Source organism: Cellulomonas sp. Root485 (assembly GCF_001426705.1).
Lineage (GTDB): Bacteria > Actinomycetota > Actinomycetes > Actinomycetales > Cellulomonadaceae > Cellulomonas.
Genome location: NZ_LMFC01000005.1, coordinates 208,789 through 229,057, shown reverse-complemented (window position 1 = coordinate 229,057; position 20,269 = coordinate 208,789). Strand labels below are relative to the sequence as shown.

Genomic DNA, 20,269 nt, shown 5'->3' with positions numbered 1-20,269 from the left:
CTGGGCGCACAGGCGTCGACCCGGCCATCACCGGTGAGCCTCCGGAAGAACGGGCCTTGCACGGGGCCTCAGTAGAACCGGACGGGGCAGGCCCGTCACAGCCGCAGAGAGTGGTCGACGACCCCCCGGGGACGCCGGCAAGCGAGGTGGTACCGCGGTCGTCCCCGTCCTGGGGCTGGTCGTCCTCGCGGCCGTGAGCGAGATCGACCAGGAGAACCGACGGTGACTGCCGCACCGCGCTACCCGCTGCACCGCCCCGCCTCGTCCGTGCCCGCGTCGCCGGACCTGCCCGCCCTCGAGAAGGATGTCCTCGCCTTCTGGGAGGAGGACGGCACGTTCCAGGCGTCGATCGACGCTCGCGAGGCCGGCGAGAACGGCAGCAACGAGTACGTCTTCTACGACGGCCCTCCGTTCGCCAACGGCCTGCCGCACTACGGCCACCTGCTGACCGGGTACGCCAAGGACGTCGTGCCGCGCTACCGGACGATGCGCGGCCGCCGCGTGGAGCGCCGGTTCGGCTGGGACACGCACGGTCTCCCCGCCGAGCTCGAGGCGCAGCGGCTGCTCGGCATCACCGACACCTCCCAGATCGAGGAGATGGGGCTCGCCGCGTTCAACCAGGCGTGCCGCGAGTCGGTGCTGCGGTACACGGGGGAGTGGCGCGAGTACGTGACGCGCCAGGCGCGCTGGGTCGACTTCGACCACGACTACAAGACGCTCGACGTGACCTTCATGGAGTCGGTCATCTGGGCGTTCAAGCGCCTCTACGACCAGGACATGGCGTACGAGGGCTACCGGGTGCTGCCGTACTGCTGGCGCGACGAGACCCCGCTGTCCAACCACGAGCTGCGCATGGACGACGACGTCTACCAGTCGCGCCAGGACCCCGCGCTGACGGTCGGCCTGCGCCTGGAGACCGGCGAGCTCGCGCTCATCTGGACGACCACGCCCTGGACACTGCCGAGCAACCTCGCGATCGCGGTCGGGCCGGACGTGGACTACGTCACCGTGGAGCCGGGTCCGGGAAGCCTTCTGGAGGGCGAGCTCGTGGTGCTCGCGGCCGCTCGCGTGGGCGCGTACGCCAAGGAGCTCGGCGAGGCGACCGTCGTGGCCACCGTGAAAGGACGCGACCTCGCGGGCCGCCGCTACACGCCGCCGTTCGACTACTTCACCGGCCGCGAGAACGCCCACCAGGTGCTGCTCGGCGACTTCGTGACCACCGAGGACGGCTCGGGCATCGTGCACATGGCACCCGCGTTCGGTGAGGACGACATGGTCGCGTGCGAGGCCGTCGGCATCGCGCCCGTCGTGCCCGTCGACTCCAAGGGCCTGTTCACCACCGAGGTGCCGGACTACGTCGGGCAGCTGGTGTTCGACGCCAACAAGCCGATCATCGCGGACCTCAAGGCGGGTACCGGCCCGCTGGCGCGCGTCGCCGCGGACCAGCGCAGCGTCCTGGTGCGCCACGAGACGTACGAGCACTCCTACCCGCACTGCTGGCGCTGCCGGAACCCCCTGATCTACAAGGCGGTGACCAGCTGGTTCGTGCGCGTGAGCGACTTCCGCGACCGCATGGTCGAGCTCAACCAGGACATCGCCTGGACGCCGGAGCACATCAAGGACGGCCAGTTCGGCAAGTGGCTCTCGAACGCGCGCGACTGGTCGATCAGCCGCAACCGCTACTGGGGCACGCCGATCCCCGTATGGGTGTCCGACGACCCGTCGTACCCGCGCGTCGACGTGTACGGCTCGCTGGCGGAGCTGGAGGCCGACTTCGGCCGCGTGCCGACGAACGAGGCGGGCGAGCCCGACCTGCACCGGCCCTTCGTCGACGAGCTGACGCGCCCGAACCCGGACGACCCGTCCGGGCGGAGCACGATGCGCCGCATCCCGGACGTCCTCGACGTGTGGTTCGACAGCGGGTCGATGCCGTTCGCCCAGGTGCACTACCCGTTCGAGAACGCGGACTGGTTCGAGCACCACTACCCGGGCGACTTCATCGTCGAGTACATCGGCCAGACCCGCGGCTGGTTCTACACGCTGCACGTGCTGGCCACGGCGCTGTTCGACCGCCCGTCGTTCCGCAACGTGCTGTGCCACGGCATCGTGCTGGGCGACGACGGCCGCAAGGCCAGCAAGTCGCTGCGCAACTTCCCCGACCCGGCGGAGATGTGGGACCTGTACGGCTCCGACGCCGTGCGCTGGTTCCTCATGTCGAGCTCGATCCTGCGTGGGGGCAACCTCATCGTCGGCGAGGACGGCATCCGCGACGGCGTCCGGCAGGTGCTGCTGCCGCTGTGGAGCACGTACTACTTCTTCTCGCTGTACGCGGGTGCCGCGGACAGCGGAGCCGGCTACCTCGCGAAGCCGGTCGACGCGGCGCGTGCGGCGACGCTCGCACCGATGGACCGGTACGTCCTGGCGCGCACGCGGGACCTGGTGGCGCGCACCACGGAGCAGCTGGACGCCTACGACATCTCGGCGGCGTGCGAGAGCGTGCGCGAGCACCTCGACGTCCTGACCAACTGGTACGTGCGCACCCAGCGGGACCGGTTCTGGGCCGAGGACGCCGACGCGTTCGACACGCTCTGGACCAGCCTCGAGGTGCTCACGCGTGTCATGGCACCGCTCGCGCCGCTGGTCACGGAGGAGGTCTGGCGGGGTCTGACGGGTGGGCGCAGCGTGCACCTGACCGACTGGCCCGAGGTGGACCTGGCACCCGCCGACGAGGCGCTCGTCGCTGCGATGGACCAGGTCCGCGCCGTGACGTCGACCGCGCTCGGCCTGCGCAAGGCCGCCGGCGTGCGCGTCCGGCAGCCGCTGCACACGCTCACGGTCGCGGTCGACGACGCGGACGCCCTGGCGCCGTACCGCGACCTGCTCGCGGCCGAGCTCAACGTCAAGCGGGTCGACCTGGTCACGGCCGACGCCGGCACCGCGGAGCGCTTCGGCATCACGCAGCGCCTCGCGGTCAACGCCCGTGCGGCCGGCCCGCGGCTGGGTCGCGGGGTACAGGCGGTCATCAAGGCCGCGCGTGCCGAGGCGTGGCGCGTCGACGGCGACACGGTCGTGGTCACCACCGACGACGGCGACGTGGCGCTGGAGCCGGCGGAGTACGAGCTGACGACGGTCGTGGGGGCCGAAGGTGGAGCGGCTGCGGTCCTGCCGGGCGGCGGCTTCGTCGTGCTCGACCTGACCCTGGACGACGAGCTGCGCGCCGAGGGCTACGCCCGCGACGTCGTCCGCGTCGTGCAGGACGCCCGCAAGGCCGCCGGCCTGCAGGTGGGCGACCGCATCCTGCTCACCCTCGACGTCCCGACGGAGCACGTGGCCGCCGTCGAGCAGCACCGCGACACCGTCGCGCGCGAGACGTTGGCGCTGTCGGTCGAGATCGAGACGGGGCCCGAGCTGCGGGCGACCGTGGAAGCCGTCGACGCCGGAGGGTACGAGGCATGAGCCCGCACGAGCACGGAGGGTCCGAGCACCTGCGCAAGGAGGCCGAGAAGGAGGCCAGGGCAGCCGCCGACGAGGTGTACCGCGGGATCCTGGCGCGGGCCCCCGAGCACGAGATCGACCCGACGTTCGACCGGACGCTCGCCGTCATGGAGCTCCTCGGCGACCCGCAGAAGGCGTACCGGGTGGTGCACGTCACGGGCACCAACGGCAAGACGTCGACGTCGCGCATGGTCGAGCGCCTGGTCCGGGAGCACGGCCTGCGCACGGGCCGGTTCACCAGCCCGCACCTGTCGCGCGTGAACGAGCGCATCGTGATCGACGGCGAGCCCATCAGCGACGAGCGGTTCGTCGAGGTGTGGCAGGACGTGGCGCCGTACGTCCACCTGGTCGACCAGCGCTCCGCGGCCGAGGGCAAGCCGCAGCTCTCGTTCTTCGAGGTGTTCACGGTGATGGCGTTCGCAGCCTTCGCGGACGCACCGGTCGACGTGGCTGTGGTCGAGGTCGGCATGGGCGGTCTGTGGGACTCGACCAACGTCGCGGACGGCGAGGTCGCGATCATCACGCCGATCTCGATGGACCACGAGCGCTACCTGGGCGACACGCTGCTCGACATCGCGTCGGTCAAGGCGGGGATCGTCAAGGACGGCGCGACGCTGGTCCTGGCCGCCCAGCAGGAGGACGTCGAGGGCGTGGTCCTGGCCGCTGCGGCGGAGAAGGGTGCCCGCGTCGTGCGCGAGGGCGTCGACATCGAGGTCGGTGAGCGGCAGGTGGCGGTCGGCGGCCAGTTGATCACGCTGCAGACGCTCGGCGGCACCTACACCGAGATCTTCCTGCCCCTGCACGGCGAGTTCCAGGCGCACAACGCCCTGCTCGCCCTGACCGCCACCGAGGCACTCCTCACGGGCGGTCGGGCGCTGGACCCCGGCGTCGTCGAGGTCGCGTTCGCCGACGTCGACTCCCCGGGCCGGCTCGAGGTGGTGCGCTCCAGCCCGACGATCATCGTCGACGGCGCGCACAACCCGGCGGGCGTCGAGGCGCTCGTCTCGGCGATCGAGGAGGCGTTCGAGTTCCACCGGCTCGTCGGCATCGTCGGCGTGATGGCGGACAAGGACCCCGAGGGCATGCTCTCCCTGCTCGAGCCGGTGCTGGCCGAGGTCGTGATCACCCGTGCGTCGAACACGCGCGCGCTCGAGGTCGACGACCTCGCTGAGGTGGCCATCGACATCTTCGGCGAGGACCGGGTGCACGTGGCCGAGCGCCTGAACGACGCCCTCGACCTCGCGGTGGCCCGTGCGGAGAGCGAGGTCGAGCGCGGGTCCGGGGTCCTGGTCACCGGCTCGATCCTGCTCGTGGCGGAGGCGCGTCGGCTGCTCGGTCGTCCCTGACTCCTGGTCACCCGTCCGGGTGAGTCCCGCGAGGCGCGCGAGGCATCTGCACGAACGTGCACCGACGGCGCACGTCCTCCCCTTGACGACCCCCCACAGCGACAACATGGTGAGACCTGTCGGGACGTCGAGGTCGCGACGGACGTGCGGGGCCCGCCGTGGGTGCCCGGTGGAAGGGATGGCCGCTGTGAAGAAGCTCATCAACGACCCGCAGACCGTCGTGGCCGAGTCGCTCGAGGGGTTCGGGGCAGCCCACCCGGACGTGGTAGCCATCCATAGCGACCCCTGGTTCGTCACGCGCGCCGGTGGGGCGACGGCCGGCAAGGTCGGCCTCGTCAGCGGCGGCGGCAGCGGGCACGAGCCGCTGCACGGGGGGTTCGTGGGCGTCGGCATGCTCGACGCCGCCGTCCCGGGCGCGATGTTCACGTCGCCCACCCCGGACCAGATCGCCCCGGCGCTCCAGGCGGCCGATGCGGGCGCCGGCGTGCTGGCGATCGTCAAGAACTACACGGGTGACGTGCTGAACTTCGAGATGGCCGCCGAGGTGGCCGACGACGTGAACGTGCGGACCGTCGTGGTCAACGACGACGTCGCCGTCGAGGACTCGCTCTACACCGCGGGTCGCCGCGGGGTGGCCGGCACCGTCGCCGTCGAGAAGATCGCCGGAGCGGCCGCGGAGCGGGGGGACGACCTCGACGCCGTCGCGGCGGTCGCCGAGAAGGTCATCGCGAACGTCCGGTCGATGGGCGTCGCGCTCACCGCCTGCACGGTCCCGCACGCGGGCAAGCCGAGCTTCGACCTGCCCGACGACGAGATCGAGATCGGCATCGGCATCCACGGCGAACCGGGCCGTCGGCGGATCCCGCTGGCGGGCGCCGACGAGATCACCGAGATGCTGCTCACGCCGGTGGCGGACGACCTGGGACTGACCGGTGGGGAGAAGGTGCTGCTGTTCGTCAACGGCATGGGCGGCACGCCCGCGTCGGAGCTCTACGTGGTCTATCGTCGGGCCCGCGCGTTGCTGGAGGAGCGAGGGGTCGAGGTGACCCGCTCGCTCGTCGGCAACTACGTGACATCGCTGGAGATGCAGGGCGCGTCGGTCACGGTCCTCCGTCTGGACGATGAGCTGACCGCGCTCTGGGACGCCCCTGTGCACACGACCGCTCTGCGGTGGTGACGGCGAGGGACGCGGCCGGAACAGGGGATCCGACAGGTCGAGGGAGCGTGGGCATGACGCTGGACGTCGCGTGGGCGATCGACTGGGTGCGCCTGTCGGCGCAGACCGTCACCGAGCACCGGCAGGAGCTCATCGAGCTGGACCGGCAGATCGGCGACGGAGACCACGGCGAGAACCTGTTCCGCGGCTTCTCGGCGGTCATCGCCAAGCTCGATGCGCTCCCCGCCGAGCCGGCGGACATCGGCGAGGTCCTCAAGCTCGTCGCGACGACGCTGATGTCGACCGTCGGCGGTGCCGCGGGCCCCCTGTACGGCACCGCCTACCTGCGCGCCGCGAAGGCCACGGGTGTCGCGCAGCTCGACAGCCACGGGGTCGTCGCCCTGCTCGAGGCGGCGCTCGAGGGGATCGTCGCCCGCGGCAAGGCCACCACCGGCGAGAAGACGATGGTGGATGCCTGGACGCCCGCCACCGAGGCCGCCGTGACCGCTGCCGACGGGGGAGCGTCGCCGGCGGAGGTGCTCGCGGCCGCGGCCGACGCCGCGCACGAGGGCGCCGAGGCGACGATCCCGCTCGTCGCGACGAAGGGCCGTGCCAGCTACCTCGGGGAGCGGTCCGCCGGGCACCTCGACCCCGGCGCGCGCTCGACCGAGCTGATCCTGCGGGCGGCTGCGCAGGCGGCCGCGTGACGCGCGAGCTCGCCCCGGTCGCGCTCGTCCTGGTGTCCCACTCGCGCGCGCTCGCGGAGGGTGCGGTCGAGCTGGCCGGCCAGATGGCCCCGGGGGTGCTGCTGATCGCCGCCGGCGGGATGGGCGACGGTGGCCTCGGCACCAGCTACGAGACGGTCGAGCAGGCCCTCGTCGAGGCGACGCAGGACGGCCGTTCCGCGATCGTCCTCACAGACCTCGGCTCGGCGGTCCTGACCACCGAGTCGGTGCTGGAGCTGCTGGACGAGGACGTCGCGGCACGCGTGCGCCTCGCGGACGCCCCCTTCGTCGAGGGTGCGGTCGCGGCGGCCGTGACGGCGCACGGTGGCGCCGATCTGGCGACGGTCCTCGCGTCCGCGGTGCACGCCGGCTCGACGTTCGGCGACGCGGCCGGGTCGCCCGCGCAGGCCGACGGAGCGCGCGACGACGGGGTGCTCCGGGCGGTGGCGGTGCTGCGCAACCCGCTGGGTCTGCATGCCCGCCCGGCCGCGGTCGTCGCTCGGATGCTGGCGGCGTACGACGCGAAGGTCCGGGTCAACGGGGCGAACGCGGCGAGCGTGCTGGAGCTGATGAAACTGGGCGCCAAGCAGGGCGTCGAGCTGCAGATCGAGACCGAGGGACCGCAGGCGGCGCAGGCCCGGGACGCGCTCGTCGCGGCCGTCGAGGGCGGTTTCGGCGAGGTCTGATCGTTGCTGTGATCAACTGCACATGAACGTGCGTCCAGTGCAAAATTGCAGTGTGTGTAAAGTTGCACCTCGTGCAGAAGTCTCTGGTCGACGCGCCCGCCCTCGGGCTGCGTGAGCGCAAGAAGCGTGCCCGGCGCGAGGCGCTGATCGACGCGACCCACCGTCTCGTCGCCGAGCACGGGCTCGACGCCGTCACGGTCGAGGCCATCTGCGAGGAAGCGGGAGTCTCGGCCCGGACGTTCTTCAACTACTTCGAGTCGAAGGACGACGCCGTGCTCGGCCACACCCCGTGGCCGCTCGACTCGGCCGCCACGGAGGAGTTCGCGACGGGCGGCCCCACCGGTCACCTGCTCGCCGACCTCCAGGCACTCGTGAGCGCGTTCCTCAGCGACCCGCCCATGGGCCGGCAACGCCTCGCGCGGGCCTTCGAGCTCGCCGCCCAGGAGCCGCGCCTGCTCGCCCGCCACCTCGCGTGGATGGAGCAGCACAAGGGCCAGCTCTCCGCTCTCGTCGAGCGGCGTCTGGGGGAGAACGCTCCGTACTCCTCCGAGATCGTCGGCGCGACGCTGCTCTTCCTGACCCACGCGACGTTCCTGCGCTGGGACGCCGCCGGCGGGACCGGCAGCGCGGACGAGCACATCACCGCCGTCGTCACCGACCTGCGCTCCATCCTCACCGACTGACCCCCCGAACCACGCCGCCCCCGTCCCCACCCCCAGAACGAGGTTCTCCCGCATGGCCACCGCAACACCTCAGGCACCAGCGGTCGACAAGCCGCTGATCCACCTGACCCCCAAGACCGTCTGGCTCATCTTCGGTGCGCTCATGGCGGGCATGTTCATGTCCTCGCTCGACCAGTCGATCGTCGGCACCGCGATGCCCACCATCGTCGGCGAGCTCAACGGGGTCGAGCACCAGGGCTGGGTGGTGACCGCCTACATCCTGGCGATCGCGATCGTCATGCCCCTGTACGGCAAGTTCGGTGACCTCTTCGGCCGGCGCTGGCCGTTCCTCATCGCCATCGGCCTGTTCACGGTCGCCTCGGCCGGTGCCGGGTTCGCGCAGTCGTTCGGCGAGCTCGTGTTCTGGCGCGGCGTGCAGGGCCTCGGCGGCGGCGGTCTGATGATCCTGTCGCAGGCGATCATCGCGGACATCGTGCCCGCCAAGGACCGCGGCAAGTACATGGGCCCGATGGGTGCGCTGTTCGGCATCTCGGCCGTCATCGGCCCACTCCTGGGTGGGTTCTTCACGCAGCACGCCGACTGGCGCTGGTGCTTCTGGCTGAACATCCCCATCGGCCTGGCGGCCTTCGGCATCGCGTGGTTCACGCTCAAGCTCCCGACGCACCGCTCCGGCAAGAAGATCGACGTCGCCGGCATCTTCTTCATGGTCGTCGCGACGTCCGGTCTCGTGCTGGCCACCAGCTGGAGCAGCTGGACCGGCAAGAGCGGCTACGACTGGTCCGACCCGGCCCTGCTCGCCCTCGTGATCGGCACGGTCGTCTCGATCGCGGCGTTCATCATGGTCGAGCTGCGCGCCGAGGAGCCGCTGCTGCCGCTGCGCCTCTTCAAGAACCCGACGTTCACCATCGCCACGGCGATCGGCCTCATCCTCGGCATGGGCATGTTCGCCGCCCTGGCGTTCCTGCCGACGTTCCTGCAGATGTCGACCGGCGCGGGCGTCACCGAGTCCGGTTTCCTCCTGCTCCCGATGATGGTCGGTGTCATGATCACCGCGATCGGCTCGGGTATCGCCATCACCAAGACGGGGCGCTACAAGATCTTCCCGGTGGTCGGTCTCGCCATCACCACGGCCGGCGTCGCGTGGCTCACGCAGATCACCGGCGACATGTCGATGTGGCTCTTCGGCGCCATGATCTTCGTGCTCGGAGCCGGCATGGGCCTCGTGATGCAGACGATCGTGCTGGCCGTGCAGAACTCGGTCGACCCGCACGAGATCGGGACGGCCACCAGCACGAACAACTTCTTCCGCGAGATCGGTGCGGCGGTCGGCACGGCGCTGTTCAGCACCATGTTCACCACCAAGCTGGCCGAGAACCTGGCCGGCGTCTTCGCCGGGGCGCCTGCGGGTTCGGGCGGCGAGGCCTCCAGCCTCACGCCTGCCGCGGTCCAGGCCCTGCCCGAGCCGCTGAAGACCGGCGTCATCGACGCGTTCACCAACGCGCTCGCACCGTCGTTCTGGTACCTCGTGCCGGTGATCGCCGTCGGCTTCGTCCTCGCCCTGTTCCTGCGCGAGGTCAAGCTGTCCGACGTGGCCGGCATGGTCGCCCGCGGCGAGGCCCTCGCGGCCGACGGTTCCGGGATCGCCTCGGAGACCGTGGACGGGGCGATCGTCGTCGACGACCTCTCGGCCGGGGAGCTTCCGACGCAGCGCGACAGCGCGCACGAGGACGTCGACGCCGGCGCCCGCCGGTAACCTTCGTCCATGAGCTCCACCGTCCCGGACGGCGGCCAGGCCGTACGCCGCAAGCGCCCCGCGAAGCCCCAGTTCACCCAGACGATCCTCGTCCTCGAGGCCGTCCTGGTGTTCTTCGCGACGCTCGTGGCGTACGGCCTGCGCCTCGCCGAGCCGGCTGCGATCTGGTGGGTGGGCGGCACGCTGTCGGTGACCCTGATCGTGCTCTCGGGGCTCATGACCCGTCCCGGCGGCTACGTGGCCGGGACGGTCGTGCAGGTGCTCGTGCTGGCGGTCGGGTTCTTCGTCCCGATGATGTTCGTCGTCGGCGGGATCTTCGTCGTCCTGTGGATCGTCGCCCTGCGCCTCGGGGGCCGGATCGACCGCGAGCGGGCCGAGTACGACGCCGCGAACCCCGGAGCCGTCGGCCCATGAGTCCCCGTTAGGGTGACGCCATGACTGACGCACCCACCACGCAGCGCACCCTCGTCCTGGTCAAGCCGGACGGCGTCCGCCGCGGACTGTCGGGCGAGATCGTCCGGCGCATCGAGGCCAAGGGCTACACGCTCGTCGCGGTCGAGCTCCGCGAGGCGTCCGAGGCCCTGCTCGCCGAGCACTACGCCGAGCACGCCGGCAAGCCGTTCGTCACGCCGCTGATCGAGTTCATGCGCTCCGGCCCCGTCCTGGCGGTCGTCGCCGAGGGCCACCGGGCCATCGAGGGCTTCCGCTCGCTGGCGGGCGCCACCGACCCCACCGTCGCCGCACCGGGCACCATCCGCGGGGACCTCGGCCGCGACTGGGGCCTGAAGGTCATCCAGAACCTCGTGCACGGGTCGGACTCCGAGGAGTCGGCCGCCCGGGAGATCGCCCTCTGGTTCCCCGCACTCTGAGCCGATGACCGGGCGCCCCGCGGACTGGGTCGCCGACGCCTGTGCCGACCTCGGCACGGACGCGGTCGTCACCTGGTGCGTGGGGCTGCTCTCGGGTCAGCCGGTCGAGGACAGACCGTCGCTCGACCGCATCGGTGGCCCGGGCGCCGCGGCGCTGGTCGCCGGCTACGAGCGGTCTCCGGGCAAGCCCGACTACTGGCCGCGGGTGTGGGCGGCCCGCGCGCTGCGCTACGCCTGGCACGACGGTCCCGGCGTGCACGGGGCCGTCGTCGCCGCGCTGGCCGACCCGGCCTGGCGGGTCCGGGAGACGGCTGCCGCCCTGACCCGGGTGCACGAGCTGGGGGAGGCCGCAGGCGCCCTGCGCGGGCTGCTCGACGACGACGTGCCTCGGGTGCGCACCGCCGCTGCACGTGCGCTGGCCGTCGTCGGCGAGCACGACGACCTGGAGGCCCTCGCGACGGCCGGCGAGCCCGACGCGTCCGTCCGCCGGGCCCGTGACGCGTCACGACGGCACCTCGCTGCGCGTCTGGACCTGCCCGACCCCGCCGCCGGGGAGCGCTGAGCCGCACCGCCGAGCGGGTGGACGTCCCCGGGGGTGCGTCACGCGCGCCTTACGCTTCGTGGGTGCACCTCAAGACCCTCACCCTGCGGGGGTTCAAGTCGTTCGCCTCGGCGACGACCCTGAACTTCGAGCCGGGCGTCACCTGCGTGGTCGGGCCCAACGGCTCGGGCAAGTCCAACGTCGTCGACGCCCTGGCCTGGGTGATGGGGGAGCAGGGCGCCAAGTCGCTGCGCGGCGGCAAGATGGAGGACGTCATCTTCGCCGGCACCGCCGGCCGCCCGCCGCTGGGCCGCGCAGAGGTGGCGCTCACCATCGACAACGCCGACGGCGCCCTGCCGATCGAGTACTCCGAGGTCACGATCTCCCGGACGCTGTTCCGCAACGGCGGGTCCGAGTACGCCATCAACGGGCAGGGCTGCCGGCTGCTCGACATCCAGGACCTGCTCTCCGACTCCGGCCTGGGCCGCGAGATGCACATCATCGTCGGGCAGGGCCAGCTCGACGCGGTGCTGCGGGCGACGCCCGAGGAGCGCCGCGGGTTCATCGAGGAGGCCGCGGGCGTCCTCAAGCACCGCAAGCGCAAGGAGAAGGCGCTCCGCAAGCTCGAGGCCATGCAGGCCAACCTGACGCGGCTCGGTGACCTGACGGGGGAGATCCGGCGCCAGCTCGGCCCGCTCGGCCGGCAGGCGGAGGTCGCCCGCAAGGCCGCCGTCGTCCAGGCCGACCTGCGCGACTCCCGCGCCCGGCTGCTGGCCGACGACCTCGCACAGCTGACGTCCACGCTCGAACAGGAGATCGCCGACGAGAGCGCGCTGCGCGTCCGTCGCGAGGAGGTCGAGGGCGCCCTGGCGGCGACCCGCGCCCGCCTGGCCTCGCTCGAACGTGAGGCCGCGGAAGCCGCACCGGCCCTGAGCGAGGCCAGCGAGGTCTGGTACCGGCTCTCGTCCCTGCGTGAGCGGCTGCGCGGCACCGCGTCGCTGGCCGCCGACCGGGTCCGCCTGCTCGGCAGCGCCGGCCCGGAGCGCACCGGCGGATCGGACCCCGACGACCTGGCGGCCCAGGCCGAGCGTGTGCGCTCCGCGGAGGCCGAGCTGGCCAGCGAGGTCGAGCTGTCCCGCGCCGCCCTGGAGGCGGCCGTGACGGCGCGCCAGGAGGCTGAGGCCGAGGCGACCGCCGCGGAGAAGGAGGTCGCCACCGCCCTGCGTGGCGCCGCCGACCGCCGGGAAGGCGTCGCCCGGCTCGCGGGCCAGGTCGCCGCCCGCCGCAGCCGTGTCGAGGCGACGCAGGCCGAGCTCGGGCGCCTGCGCGAGTCGCTGACCGCCGCCGAGCAGCGCGGCCAGGAGGCGACGACGCAGTTCGCCGTGCTCGAGTCGCAGGTCGCGGGCGTCGAGGAGGGCGAGGAAGGGCTGGACGCCGAGCACGAGGCCGCCGTCGAGGCCCTCGAGCGCGCGACCGAGCGGCTCACCGCCCTGCAGGAGCAGCTGGGCGCCGCTGAGCGCGAGCGTGCCGCCCTGGACTCCCGCGCCGAGACCCTCGAGCTCAGCCTCACGCGCAAGGACGGCGTCGGGGCGCTGCTCGCCGCGGACGGCCAGCCCGGCCTCGTCGGGTCGGTGGCGGCGCTGCTCGCCGTGGACCCGGAGAACGAGGAGGCGATCGTCGCCGCGCTGGGAGCCGTGGCCGACGCCGTGGCGGTCGACTCCGTCGACGCGGCCGTCGACGCGATCCGCTACCTGCGCACCGAGGACGCCGGCCGCGCGACGCTGCTGGTCAGCGGCTCGTCAGAGGTGTCCAAGCCCCTGACCGACGTCCCCGCCGGCGCCGCCCGCGCGGTCGATCTCGTCCGCGCACCCGAGCACGTCCGTGCGGCCGTCGAGGCACTGCTCGCGGACGTCGTCGTCGTGGACGACCTGGCGGCGGCCCGCGCGATCGTCGCCACCCGTCCTGACCTCGTCGTGGCCACGCGCACCGGTGACGTGCTGTCCCGGCACCGCGCGTCGGGCGGCTCCGCGACGGCGCCGAGCGCCCTGCACCTGCAGTCGGCGCTCGACCAGGCGCGCTCCGGCGCCGCGAAGGCAGCGGCGGACGGCGAACGCGTCCGGTTCGAGCTCGCGGGTGCCACGCAGGCCCTGACCGACGCGCGCGAGGCGCACGAGCGGACCCTCGACCGGCTCAACGAGTCCGACGCCGCGCTCGCCGCCGTGGCCGAGCAGCTGGGCCACCTCGGCTCCGCAGCCCGCGCCGCGAACGCCGAGGCCGCGCGGCTGCAGCAGTCGCTGGAGGCCGCGTCGCGAACGCTGGAGGCCGACACCGCGGAGCTCACGGAGCTGGCCGAGCGCCTCGCCGCAGCCGAGGTGGAGCCCGCCGAGAGCGAGGCCGCGATCGTGGAGGGCAGCGCCCGCCGCGACCGGCTGGCCGAGCTGGCCACCGGCGCGCGTGCGCGGGAGACCGAGGCGCGGCTGACCCTGCGCACCGGTGAGGAGCGCGCGCGGGCGTTGTCCGGGCGCGCCGAGTCCCTCGAACGCGCTGCCCAGACCGAGCGGGTCGCCCGCGAACGGGCCGCCGAGCGCGAGCGAGCCCGGTCGCGCCAGGCCACGGTGGCCCAGGCCGTGCGCGACGGCGCCACCCGCGCGCTGGTCGTGCTCGACGAGTCGCTGCGCCGCGCGTCGGCCGAGCGCGACGCCGCCGAGATGGCCCGCGGCGAACGGGACCGCGAGGTCACCGCCGCGCGCGCCGAGGTGGACGTCCGCGCCGCAGAGCTGGCCCAGCTCACCGACGTCGCCCACCGCGACGAGGTCGCCCGCACCCAGCAGCGCCTCCGGATCGAGGCGCTCCAGGCCCGCGCGGTCGACGACCTCGGCCTCGACCCTGCCGTCCTGCTCGAGGAGTACGGACCCCACCAGGACGTTCCCGTCATCCCGCTGCCCGGTGCCGAGGTGGACCCGGAGGCACCGACCGCGGTCCCCTACGTGCGGGAGCAGCAGGAGAAGCGCCTGCGGGCAGCGGAACGGGCGCTGTCCCTGCTCGGTCGCGTCAACCCGCTCGCGCTCGAGGAGTTCGCCGCCCTGGAGGAGCGCCACCAGTTCCTGGTCGAGCAGCTCGCGGACCTGAAGAAGTCCCGCGCGGACCTCCTGGAGATCGTCAAGGAGATCGACGAGCGGGTCGAGCAGGTGTTCGCCGAGGCCTACCGCGACACGGCCGCGGCATTCGACGTCGTGTTCCCGCGGCTGTTCCCCGGCGGCGAGGGCAGGCTCGTCCTCACCGACCCCGACAACATGCTCACCACCGGGATCGACGTCGAGGCGCGGCCGGCCGGCAAGAAGGTCAAGCGGCTGTCCCTGCTGTCGGGCGGCGAGCGGTCGCTGACCGCGGTCGCGCTGCTCGTGGCCATCTTCAAGGCGCGACCCAGCCCGTTCTACGTGATGGACGAGGTCGAGGCCGCCCTCGACGACGCCAACCTCGGCCGGCTGCTCGAGATCTTCCGCGAGCTCCAGGAGGACTCCCAGCTCATCGTCGTCACCCACCAGAAGCGCACCATGGAGATCGCCGACGCCCTGTACGGCGTGACGATGCGCGGCGACGGCGTCACCACCGTCATCAGCCAGCGCATGCGGGAGGATGTCGCGGTCTGACCTGGTCCCTCCCGGTCGGCCTGTGGAGATTGTGTGCCGTTTGGCACTCCCCGTGCGTGGATCGATGACTGACCGCCGACGGGCGCGGACACTGGTCCCATGGCTGTCCTCGTCGCGATCCTCCTTGCCGTCCTCGTCGCCGCAGCCGTCCTGGTCGCCGCCAGCATGTTCTCGTCGGCGAAGGACAAGCGGGAGTCGCCGCTCGCCACGTTCCGCAGCGGGTGGGCCGGCCGCAAGAACCCTGATGCCGACCAGCGGGCCGCGGCCGCTGCGGCCGCCGTCGAGCCCGTCGACCTGTCGCTCGCCCAGTTCCTGCGGGAGACCGTCGACGAGGGCGAGGCGTACCTCCAGGTGGACGACCTGGCGGCGACCCTCCAGCGGGCCAAGGAGAAGGCGACGGGCGTCCTGCCCGGTCATCGGGATCGTTGACGTCTCGGTTCCTGATGCGCCGGTTCGCGTCCTGAGCCCGGCGCCAGACACACTGTCCCGGTGACCAACGAGACGCTCGAGATCCTCCTGGCGGCCGGCATCCCGCTGGCCATCGTCGTCGCGGTGACGACGCTGCTCGTCCGCCGGCGCCGCGGCCCCGACACGGACGAGGCCCCCACCGCCCTCGACGAGCCGGTGCGCGCGCCGGCACCCGAGGCCGACACGGCCACCGACGTGGCCGCGCCACCGGTGGAGGTCCTCCCCGAGGAGGCCGAGTCTCCGCCGGTCCTCGAGGTGCCCGCCCCGGTCGCCGGCCGGCTCTCCCGGTTGCGCGACCGGCTCTCGAAGTCCGGTTCGCCGCTGGGCGCGCGGCTGCTCGCCGTGCTGTCCAAGGACCACCTCACCGAGGACGACTGGGACGAGCTCGAGGAGACGCTCCTGCTCGCCGACGTCGGTGCGGGCCCGACCGGGGAGCTCATCGACGCCCTGCGCACGCGTGTCCGGGTCGAAGGTCTCAAGGACCCGGCCCACGTCCGCGCGCTCCTGCGCGAGCAGCTGGTCGCGCTCGTCGACCCGACCCTGGACCGGAGCCTGCACACGGCGCACGGCACGGCCGCCGACGGGTCGCAGGTCCCTGCGGTCGTGCTGGTCGTCGGGGTGAACGGGACGGGCAAGACGACGACCGTCGGCAAGCTCGCCCGCGTCCTCGTGGCCGACGGCCGCACCGTCGTCCTGGGTGCTGCGGACACGTTTCGCGCGGCCGCCGCCGACCAGCTCCAGACCTGGGGCTCGCGCGTCGGCGTCCACACGGTCCGCTCGGACCGTGACGGCGCCGACCCCGCCGCGGTCGCGTTCGACGCCGTCCGCACGGGCCGCGCCGAGGGCATCGACGTCGTGCTCGTCGACACCGCCGGGCGCCTGCAGAACAAGGCCGGCCTGATGGACGAGCTGGGCAAGATCACGCGTGTCATCACGCGCGAGGCGCCCCTGTCCGAGGTGCTCCTGGTCCTCGACGCGACCACGGGCCAGAACGGCCTGAACCAGGCGCGCGTGTTCAGCGAGGTGGCCGGCGTCACGGGCATCGTGCTGACCAAGCTCGACGGCACCGCGAAGGGCGGGATCGTGGTCGCCGTGCAGCGCGAGCTGGGCGTCCCGGTCAAGCTCGTCGGCCTCGGCGAGGGCCCGGACGACCTGGCCCCGTTCGACCCGGAGGCCTTCGTCGACGCCCTCCTGGAGGGGTGAGCCGCAGCGGAGCGCGGGCCCGCCCGACCGTCGGAACCAGGGCCCGAGTGCCGTGCCGCGACCTGGACGTCCGCTCACCACGAAACCGAACGTTTACGTGCGGGTGAGGCTTGTCACACCGACGTAACGTGCTTCGCCCCTGACGGAAACGCCGCTCGTCGACTGTGATCCCCGGACCAGCCACCCCCGGCTGGCGAGTGGAGAGGCGATCTCGATGGAATTCGAGCTGGACAGCGGGAACACGGCGTTTATGCTCACCGCCGCGTCGCTCGTGCTGCTGATGACGCCGGGGCTGGCGTTCTTCTACGGCGGCATGGTGCGCGGCAAGAGCGTGCTCAACATGATGATGATGAGCTTCGGTGCGATCGGCGTCGCCGGGCTCATCTGGGTGCTGTACGGGTACTCGGCGGTCTTCGGTGGAGACCTCGGCGGCGGGTGGCTCGGCAACCCGTTCGAGTTCTTCGGCCTGCAGGGCGCCACCGACGACCAGAGCCTGATGGCCGCCTCGGGCGTGCCGTTCCTCGCGGCCGCCGGCTACCAGGCGACGTTCGCGATCATCACGGTCGCGCTCATCTCCGGTGCCGTGGCCGACCGCATGAAGTTCGGTGCCTGGCTCGTCTTCACGGGCGTCTGGGTCACCGTCGTCTACCTGCCGCTCGCGCACTGGGTGTGGGGCGGCGGTCTGCTCAGCGCGACCGGTCTCACCGAAGGGTTGTCGACCCCCATCGACTTCGCCGGTGGAACGGTCGTCCACATCAACGCCGGTACCGCCGGCCTCGTGCTGGCGCTCGTGCTCGGCAAGCGCCGGGGCTTCGGCAAGGAGGCCATGCGGCCGCACAACCTGCCGTTCGTCATGCTCGGTGCCGCGCTCCTGTGGTTCGGCTGGTTCGGCTTCAACGCGGGCTCGGAGTTCGCCGCGGACAGCACGGCCGGACGCGCGTGGCTCAACACGCTGCTCGCCACGGGCATCGCGATGCTCGCCTGGCTCGCCACGGAGAAGGTGCGTGACGGTCACGCCACGTCCCTCGGTGCCGCCTCCGGCATCGTCGCGGGCCTCGTCGCCATCACGCCGGCCGCCGCGGCGGTCGACACCTGGGGTGCGATCGGGATCGGCATCGTGGCGGGTGTGCTCTGCGCCCTCGCCGTCGGGCTGAAGTTCCGGTTCGGCTACGACGACTCGCTCGACGTCGTCGGCGTCCACCTCGTCGGTGGCCTCGTCGGCACGATCCTCATCGGCTTCTTCGCCACCGACTCGAACAGCGCCTGGTACCCGGACGGGGCCCAGAACGGTCTGTTCTACGGTGGGGGCCTCACTCAGCTGGCCACGCAGACGATCGTGGCGCTCGCCGCGGTCCTGTTCAGCTTCACGGCGACGTACGTCATCGCGCTCATCCTCAAGGCCACCATCGGTCTGCGGGTGTCCGACGAGGCCGAGGTCGGCGGTATCGACCTGGCTGTCCACGCTGAGACCGCATACGAGACGCTGGGCGTCGGCGCCCGCGTCGTGACGGAGGTGAAGTGATGACGAAGCTCGTGACGGCGGTCATCCAGCCGCACCGGCTGGACGACGTCAAGTCGGCCCTCGAGGCCGCGGGTGTCCGTGGCCTGACCGTGAGCGAGGCCAGCGGCTACGGCCGCCAGCGCGGTCACACCGAGGTCTACCGCGGCGCGGAGTACACGGTCGACCTGGTCCCCAAGGTCAAGATCGACGTGCTCGTGAGCGACGAGGACGCGGCCAGCGTGACCGAGGTCATCGTGCGCGCTGCGCAGACCGGCAAGATCGGTGACGGCAAGGTCTGGGTCGTGCCGGTCGAGGACGTCGCTCGCGTCCGCACCGGCGAGCACGGCGACGACGCCCTCTGATCAGGACGGTCACCAGACACACATGACACAGGAACGGCCGCCCGCGGGGGGCGCGGCCGCGAACGGGTCGCCCGAGGTCCCGCACCCCGCGATCGGGGTGCGGGACCTCCGCTCTGAGCGGCTCGAGCTCGCCGCCGGCCTGACGGGCCCCGGCTCGGACGGCGTCGCCCGGCGGGCCGCGATCGTCGAGCTCGTCGTGGGTCGGCTCCGGGAGCAGTGGGAGCTGGCGACCGACGGCGAGGATGTCTCGGGCATCGCGCTCGGGGCCGTCGGCAGCGTCGGGCGCGGCGACGCGAGCCCCGTCAGCGACCTCGACCTGCTGCTCGTGCACGAGGGCCGTGGCCACTCGACCGAGGAGCTCTCGGCACTCGCGCAGAAGCTCTGGTACCCCATCTGGGACGCGGGCCTCGACCTGGACCACTCGGTCCGGTCGCTCGCGCAGTGCCGCCAGGTCGCGTCCAAGGACCTCCCGGCGGCGGTCGGGCTCCTCGACCTGCAGCCGGTCTCGGGGGACGCCGTCGTCATCGCGCGCGCCAAGTCCGCGCTGCTGGAGGACTGGCGGTCGGCCGCGCGGCGACGCCTGCCCGAGCTGCTGGCCTCCACCCGTCAGCGCGCCGAGCGCCACGGCGAGCTGGCCTACCTCATCGAGCCGGAGCTCAAGGAGTCGCGCGGGGGCATCCGCGACGCGGTCGTACTGAGCGCGCTCGCCGCCACCTGGCTCACCGACCGTCCGCACGGCGCCGTCGACATGGCGTACGCCCACCTCCTCGACGTGCGCGACACGGTCCAGGTGGTGACGCGCCGGCACACCAACCGGCTGCTGCTCGCGGACCAGGACGAGGTCGCGGCCCTCGTCGGCTTCGACGACCGCGACGACCTGCTCGCGAGCATCGCCGAGGCCGCGCGCGTCATCTCCTACGCGCTCGACACCACCGTCCGGAACGCGCGCCAGGCCCTGCAGCGGCCGGCGGTGAAGTCGATGCTCGTGCGCGGCCGGCGCACCGCCCCGCGGCTGCGGACCATCGCCGAGGACCTCGTCGAGCACGACGGCGAGATCGTGCTCGCGGTCGAGGCGCGCCCGGCCGAGGACCCCTTGCTGTCGCTGCGCGCCGCGGCGACGGCCGCCCGGACCGGGCTGAGCCTCTCGCCGGTCACGGTCGCCAGCCTGACGGCCACACCGCCGCTGCCGACGCCGTGGCCCCGGGCCGCGCGCGGCTACCTGCTCCAGCTGCTCGGCTCCGGTCCGGCGCAGGTGCCCATCTGGGAGGCCCTCGACCTGGCCGGTGTGGTCACCACCTGGATCCCCGAGTGGGCGGGCGTGCGCAACCGGCCGCAGCGCTCGGCGATCCACCGGCACACCGTCGACCGTCACCTGGTCGAGACCGTCGCGCGGGCCGGACGGGACAAGCGCGTCGTCGAGCACGGGGAGACGCTGCTGCTGGCGGCCCTCCTGCACGACATCGGCAAGCGCGCGGGCGCCGGCGACCACTCGACCGAGGGTGCCCGGCTGGCCGGGCCGATCGTGCTGCGGATGGGGTTCGACGAGCAGGTCGCGGCGGACGTCGTCCGGCTCGTGCGGGAGCACCTGACGCTCGCCGAGCTGGCCACGACGGCCGACCCTGACGACCCTGCGACGCTCGCGCGGCTGCTCGACGCCGTCGACCACCGCCCGGACCTGCTCGAGCTGCTCCGGGCCCTGACCGAGGCCGACGCCGGCGCAGCAGGCCCGCAAGCCTGGAGCACGTGGCGCGCCACGCTCGTCGACGACCTGACGGCACGGGCCACCCGGGAGCTGGCAGGTACGCTAGGACGTCCGTGAAACCCGAAGCGT

Annotated in this window: 16 protein-coding genes; all 16 read left to right on the top strand. The window is 72.7% G+C overall.

Annotation, left to right across the window (positions count from 1 at the left end; all coding sequences use genetic code 11):
* The first annotated feature begins 222 nt into the window (after positions 1-222).
* The 16 genes from ileS to ASD16_RS20395 all read left to right on the top strand — a co-directional run bounded on the left by ileS (position 223) and on the right by ASD16_RS20395 (position 20,257).
* A complete protein-coding gene (ileS, locus tag ASD16_RS20470; RefSeq protein WP_055922333.1) occupies positions 223-3,456 on the top strand; it encodes an isoleucine--tRNA ligase in 3,234 nt (1,077 codons plus the stop codon).
* Positions 3,453-4,841 carry a folylpolyglutamate synthase/dihydrofolate synthase family protein gene (locus ASD16_RS20465; RefSeq protein ID WP_055922330.1) on the top strand — a complete coding sequence of 463 codons (1,389 nt, stop codon included), beginning with the start codon at positions 3,453-3,455 and terminating at the stop codon, positions 4,839-4,841. Before ileS ends, ASD16_RS20465 begins: the two co-directional genes overlap by 4 nt.
* A 187-nt stretch (positions 4,842-5,028) precedes the next feature.
* Complete coding sequence (gene dhaK, locus ASD16_RS20460; RefSeq protein ID WP_055922554.1) at positions 5,029-6,018, top strand: dihydroxyacetone kinase subunit DhaK; 990 nt, start codon at positions 5,029-5,031, stop codon at positions 6,016-6,018.
* Between the two features lie 53 nt (positions 6,019-6,071).
* A complete protein-coding gene (gene dhaL, locus ASD16_RS20455) occupies positions 6,072-6,704 on the top strand; it encodes a dihydroxyacetone kinase subunit DhaL (RefSeq protein ID WP_055922552.1) in 633 nt (210 codons plus the stop codon).
* Positions 6,701-7,408, top strand: a complete 708-nt coding sequence (dhaM, locus tag ASD16_RS20450; protein WP_055922327.1) for a dihydroxyacetone kinase phosphoryl donor subunit DhaM — start codon at positions 6,701-6,703, stop codon at positions 7,406-7,408. Before dhaL ends, dhaM begins: the two co-directional genes overlap by 4 nt.
* A 71-nt stretch (positions 7,409-7,479) precedes the next feature.
* The gene (locus ASD16_RS20445) at positions 7,480-8,091 is read left to right on the top strand and encodes a TetR/AcrR family transcriptional regulator (RefSeq protein WP_235523467.1); all 612 of its coding nucleotides are present in this window, start codon (positions 7,480-7,482) and stop codon (positions 8,089-8,091) included.
* 52 nt (positions 8,092-8,143) lie between these two features.
* Positions 8,144-9,844 (top strand): MDR family MFS transporter, encoded by a 1,701-nt coding sequence (locus tag ASD16_RS20440; RefSeq protein WP_055922321.1) that lies wholly within the window; start codon positions 8,144-8,146, stop codon positions 9,842-9,844.
* Between the two features lie 9 nt (positions 9,845-9,853).
* Complete coding sequence (locus ASD16_RS20435) at positions 9,854-10,258, top strand: DUF4233 domain-containing protein (protein ID WP_055922318.1); 405 nt, start codon at positions 9,854-9,856, stop codon at positions 10,256-10,258.
* Between the two features lie 20 nt (positions 10,259-10,278).
* Entirely contained in the window at positions 10,279-10,713 is a 435-nt protein-coding gene (gene ndk, locus ASD16_RS20430) for a nucleoside-diphosphate kinase (protein ID WP_055922315.1), read from the top strand.
* A 4-nt stretch (positions 10,714-10,717) separates the two neighbouring features.
* Positions 10,718-11,275, top strand: coding sequence for a HEAT repeat domain-containing protein (locus ASD16_RS20425; RefSeq protein ID WP_055922312.1), 558 nt, complete (start codon positions 10,718-10,720; stop codon positions 11,273-11,275).
* A gap of 62 nt (positions 11,276-11,337) precedes the next feature.
* A complete protein-coding gene (gene smc / locus ASD16_RS20420) occupies positions 11,338-14,904 on the top strand; it encodes a chromosome segregation protein SMC (protein ID WP_055922309.1) in 3,567 nt (1,188 codons plus the stop codon).
* A 99-nt stretch (positions 14,905-15,003) separates the two neighbouring features.
* Positions 15,004-15,333, top strand: coding sequence for a hypothetical protein (locus ASD16_RS20415; RefSeq protein ID WP_055922306.1), 330 nt, complete (start codon positions 15,004-15,006; stop codon positions 15,331-15,333).
* 60 nt (positions 15,334-15,393) lie between these two features.
* Positions 15,394-16,575 (top strand): signal recognition particle-docking protein FtsY, encoded by a 1,182-nt coding sequence (ftsY, locus tag ASD16_RS20410; RefSeq protein WP_055922303.1) that lies wholly within the window; start codon positions 15,394-15,396, stop codon positions 16,573-16,575.
* 214 nt (positions 16,576-16,789) lie between these two features.
* Entirely contained in the window at positions 16,790-18,097 is a 1,308-nt protein-coding gene (locus ASD16_RS20405) for an ammonium transporter (RefSeq protein ID WP_055922300.1), read from the top strand.
* Complete coding sequence (locus ASD16_RS20400) at positions 18,097-18,438, top strand: P-II family nitrogen regulator (RefSeq protein WP_055922297.1); 342 nt, start codon at positions 18,097-18,099, stop codon at positions 18,436-18,438. The genes ASD16_RS20405 and ASD16_RS20400 overlap by 1 nt, the downstream gene beginning before the upstream one ends.
* 22 nt (positions 18,439-18,460) lie before the next feature.
* The gene (locus tag ASD16_RS20395) at positions 18,461-20,257 is read left to right on the top strand and encodes a [protein-PII] uridylyltransferase (RefSeq protein WP_055922294.1); all 1,797 of its coding nucleotides are present in this window, start codon (positions 18,461-18,463) and stop codon (positions 20,255-20,257) included.
* The last annotated feature ends 12 nt before the right edge of the window (positions 20,258-20,269 follow it).

What these genes read in the sequence shown, in the direction of transcription:
- ASD16_RS20465 (WP_055922330.1), top strand. Translation starts at nt 3,453, where the DNA reads ATGAGCCCGCACGAGCACGGAGGGTCCGAGCACCTGCGCAAGGAGGCC.
- dhaL (WP_055922552.1), top strand. Translation starts at nt 6,072, where the DNA reads ATGACGCTGGACGTCGCGTGGGCGATCGACTGGGTGCGCCTGTCGGCG.
- ASD16_RS20440 (WP_055922321.1), top strand. Translation starts at nt 8,144, where the DNA reads ATGGCCACCGCAACACCTCAGGCACCAGCGGTCGACAAGCCGCTGATC.
- ASD16_RS20435 (WP_055922318.1), top strand. Translation starts at nt 9,854, where the DNA reads ATGAGCTCCACCGTCCCGGACGGCGGCCAGGCCGTACGCCGCAAGCGC.
- ndk (WP_055922315.1), top strand. Translation starts at nt 10,279, where the DNA reads ATGACTGACGCACCCACCACGCAGCGCACCCTCGTCCTGGTCAAGCCG.
- ASD16_RS20425 (WP_055922312.1), top strand. Translation starts at nt 10,718, where the DNA reads ATGACCGGGCGCCCCGCGGACTGGGTCGCCGACGCCTGTGCCGACCTC.
- ASD16_RS20415 (WP_055922306.1), top strand. Translation starts at nt 15,004, where the DNA reads ATGGCTGTCCTCGTCGCGATCCTCCTTGCCGTCCTCGTCGCCGCAGCC.
- ASD16_RS20405 (WP_055922300.1), top strand. Translation starts at nt 16,790, where the DNA reads ATGGAATTCGAGCTGGACAGCGGGAACACGGCGTTTATGCTCACCGCC.
- ASD16_RS20400 (WP_055922297.1), top strand. Translation starts at nt 18,097, where the DNA reads ATGACGAAGCTCGTGACGGCGGTCATCCAGCCGCACCGGCTGGACGAC.
- ASD16_RS20395 (WP_055922294.1), top strand. Translation starts at nt 18,461, where the DNA reads ATGACACAGGAACGGCCGCCCGCGGGGGGCGCGGCCGCGAACGGGTCG.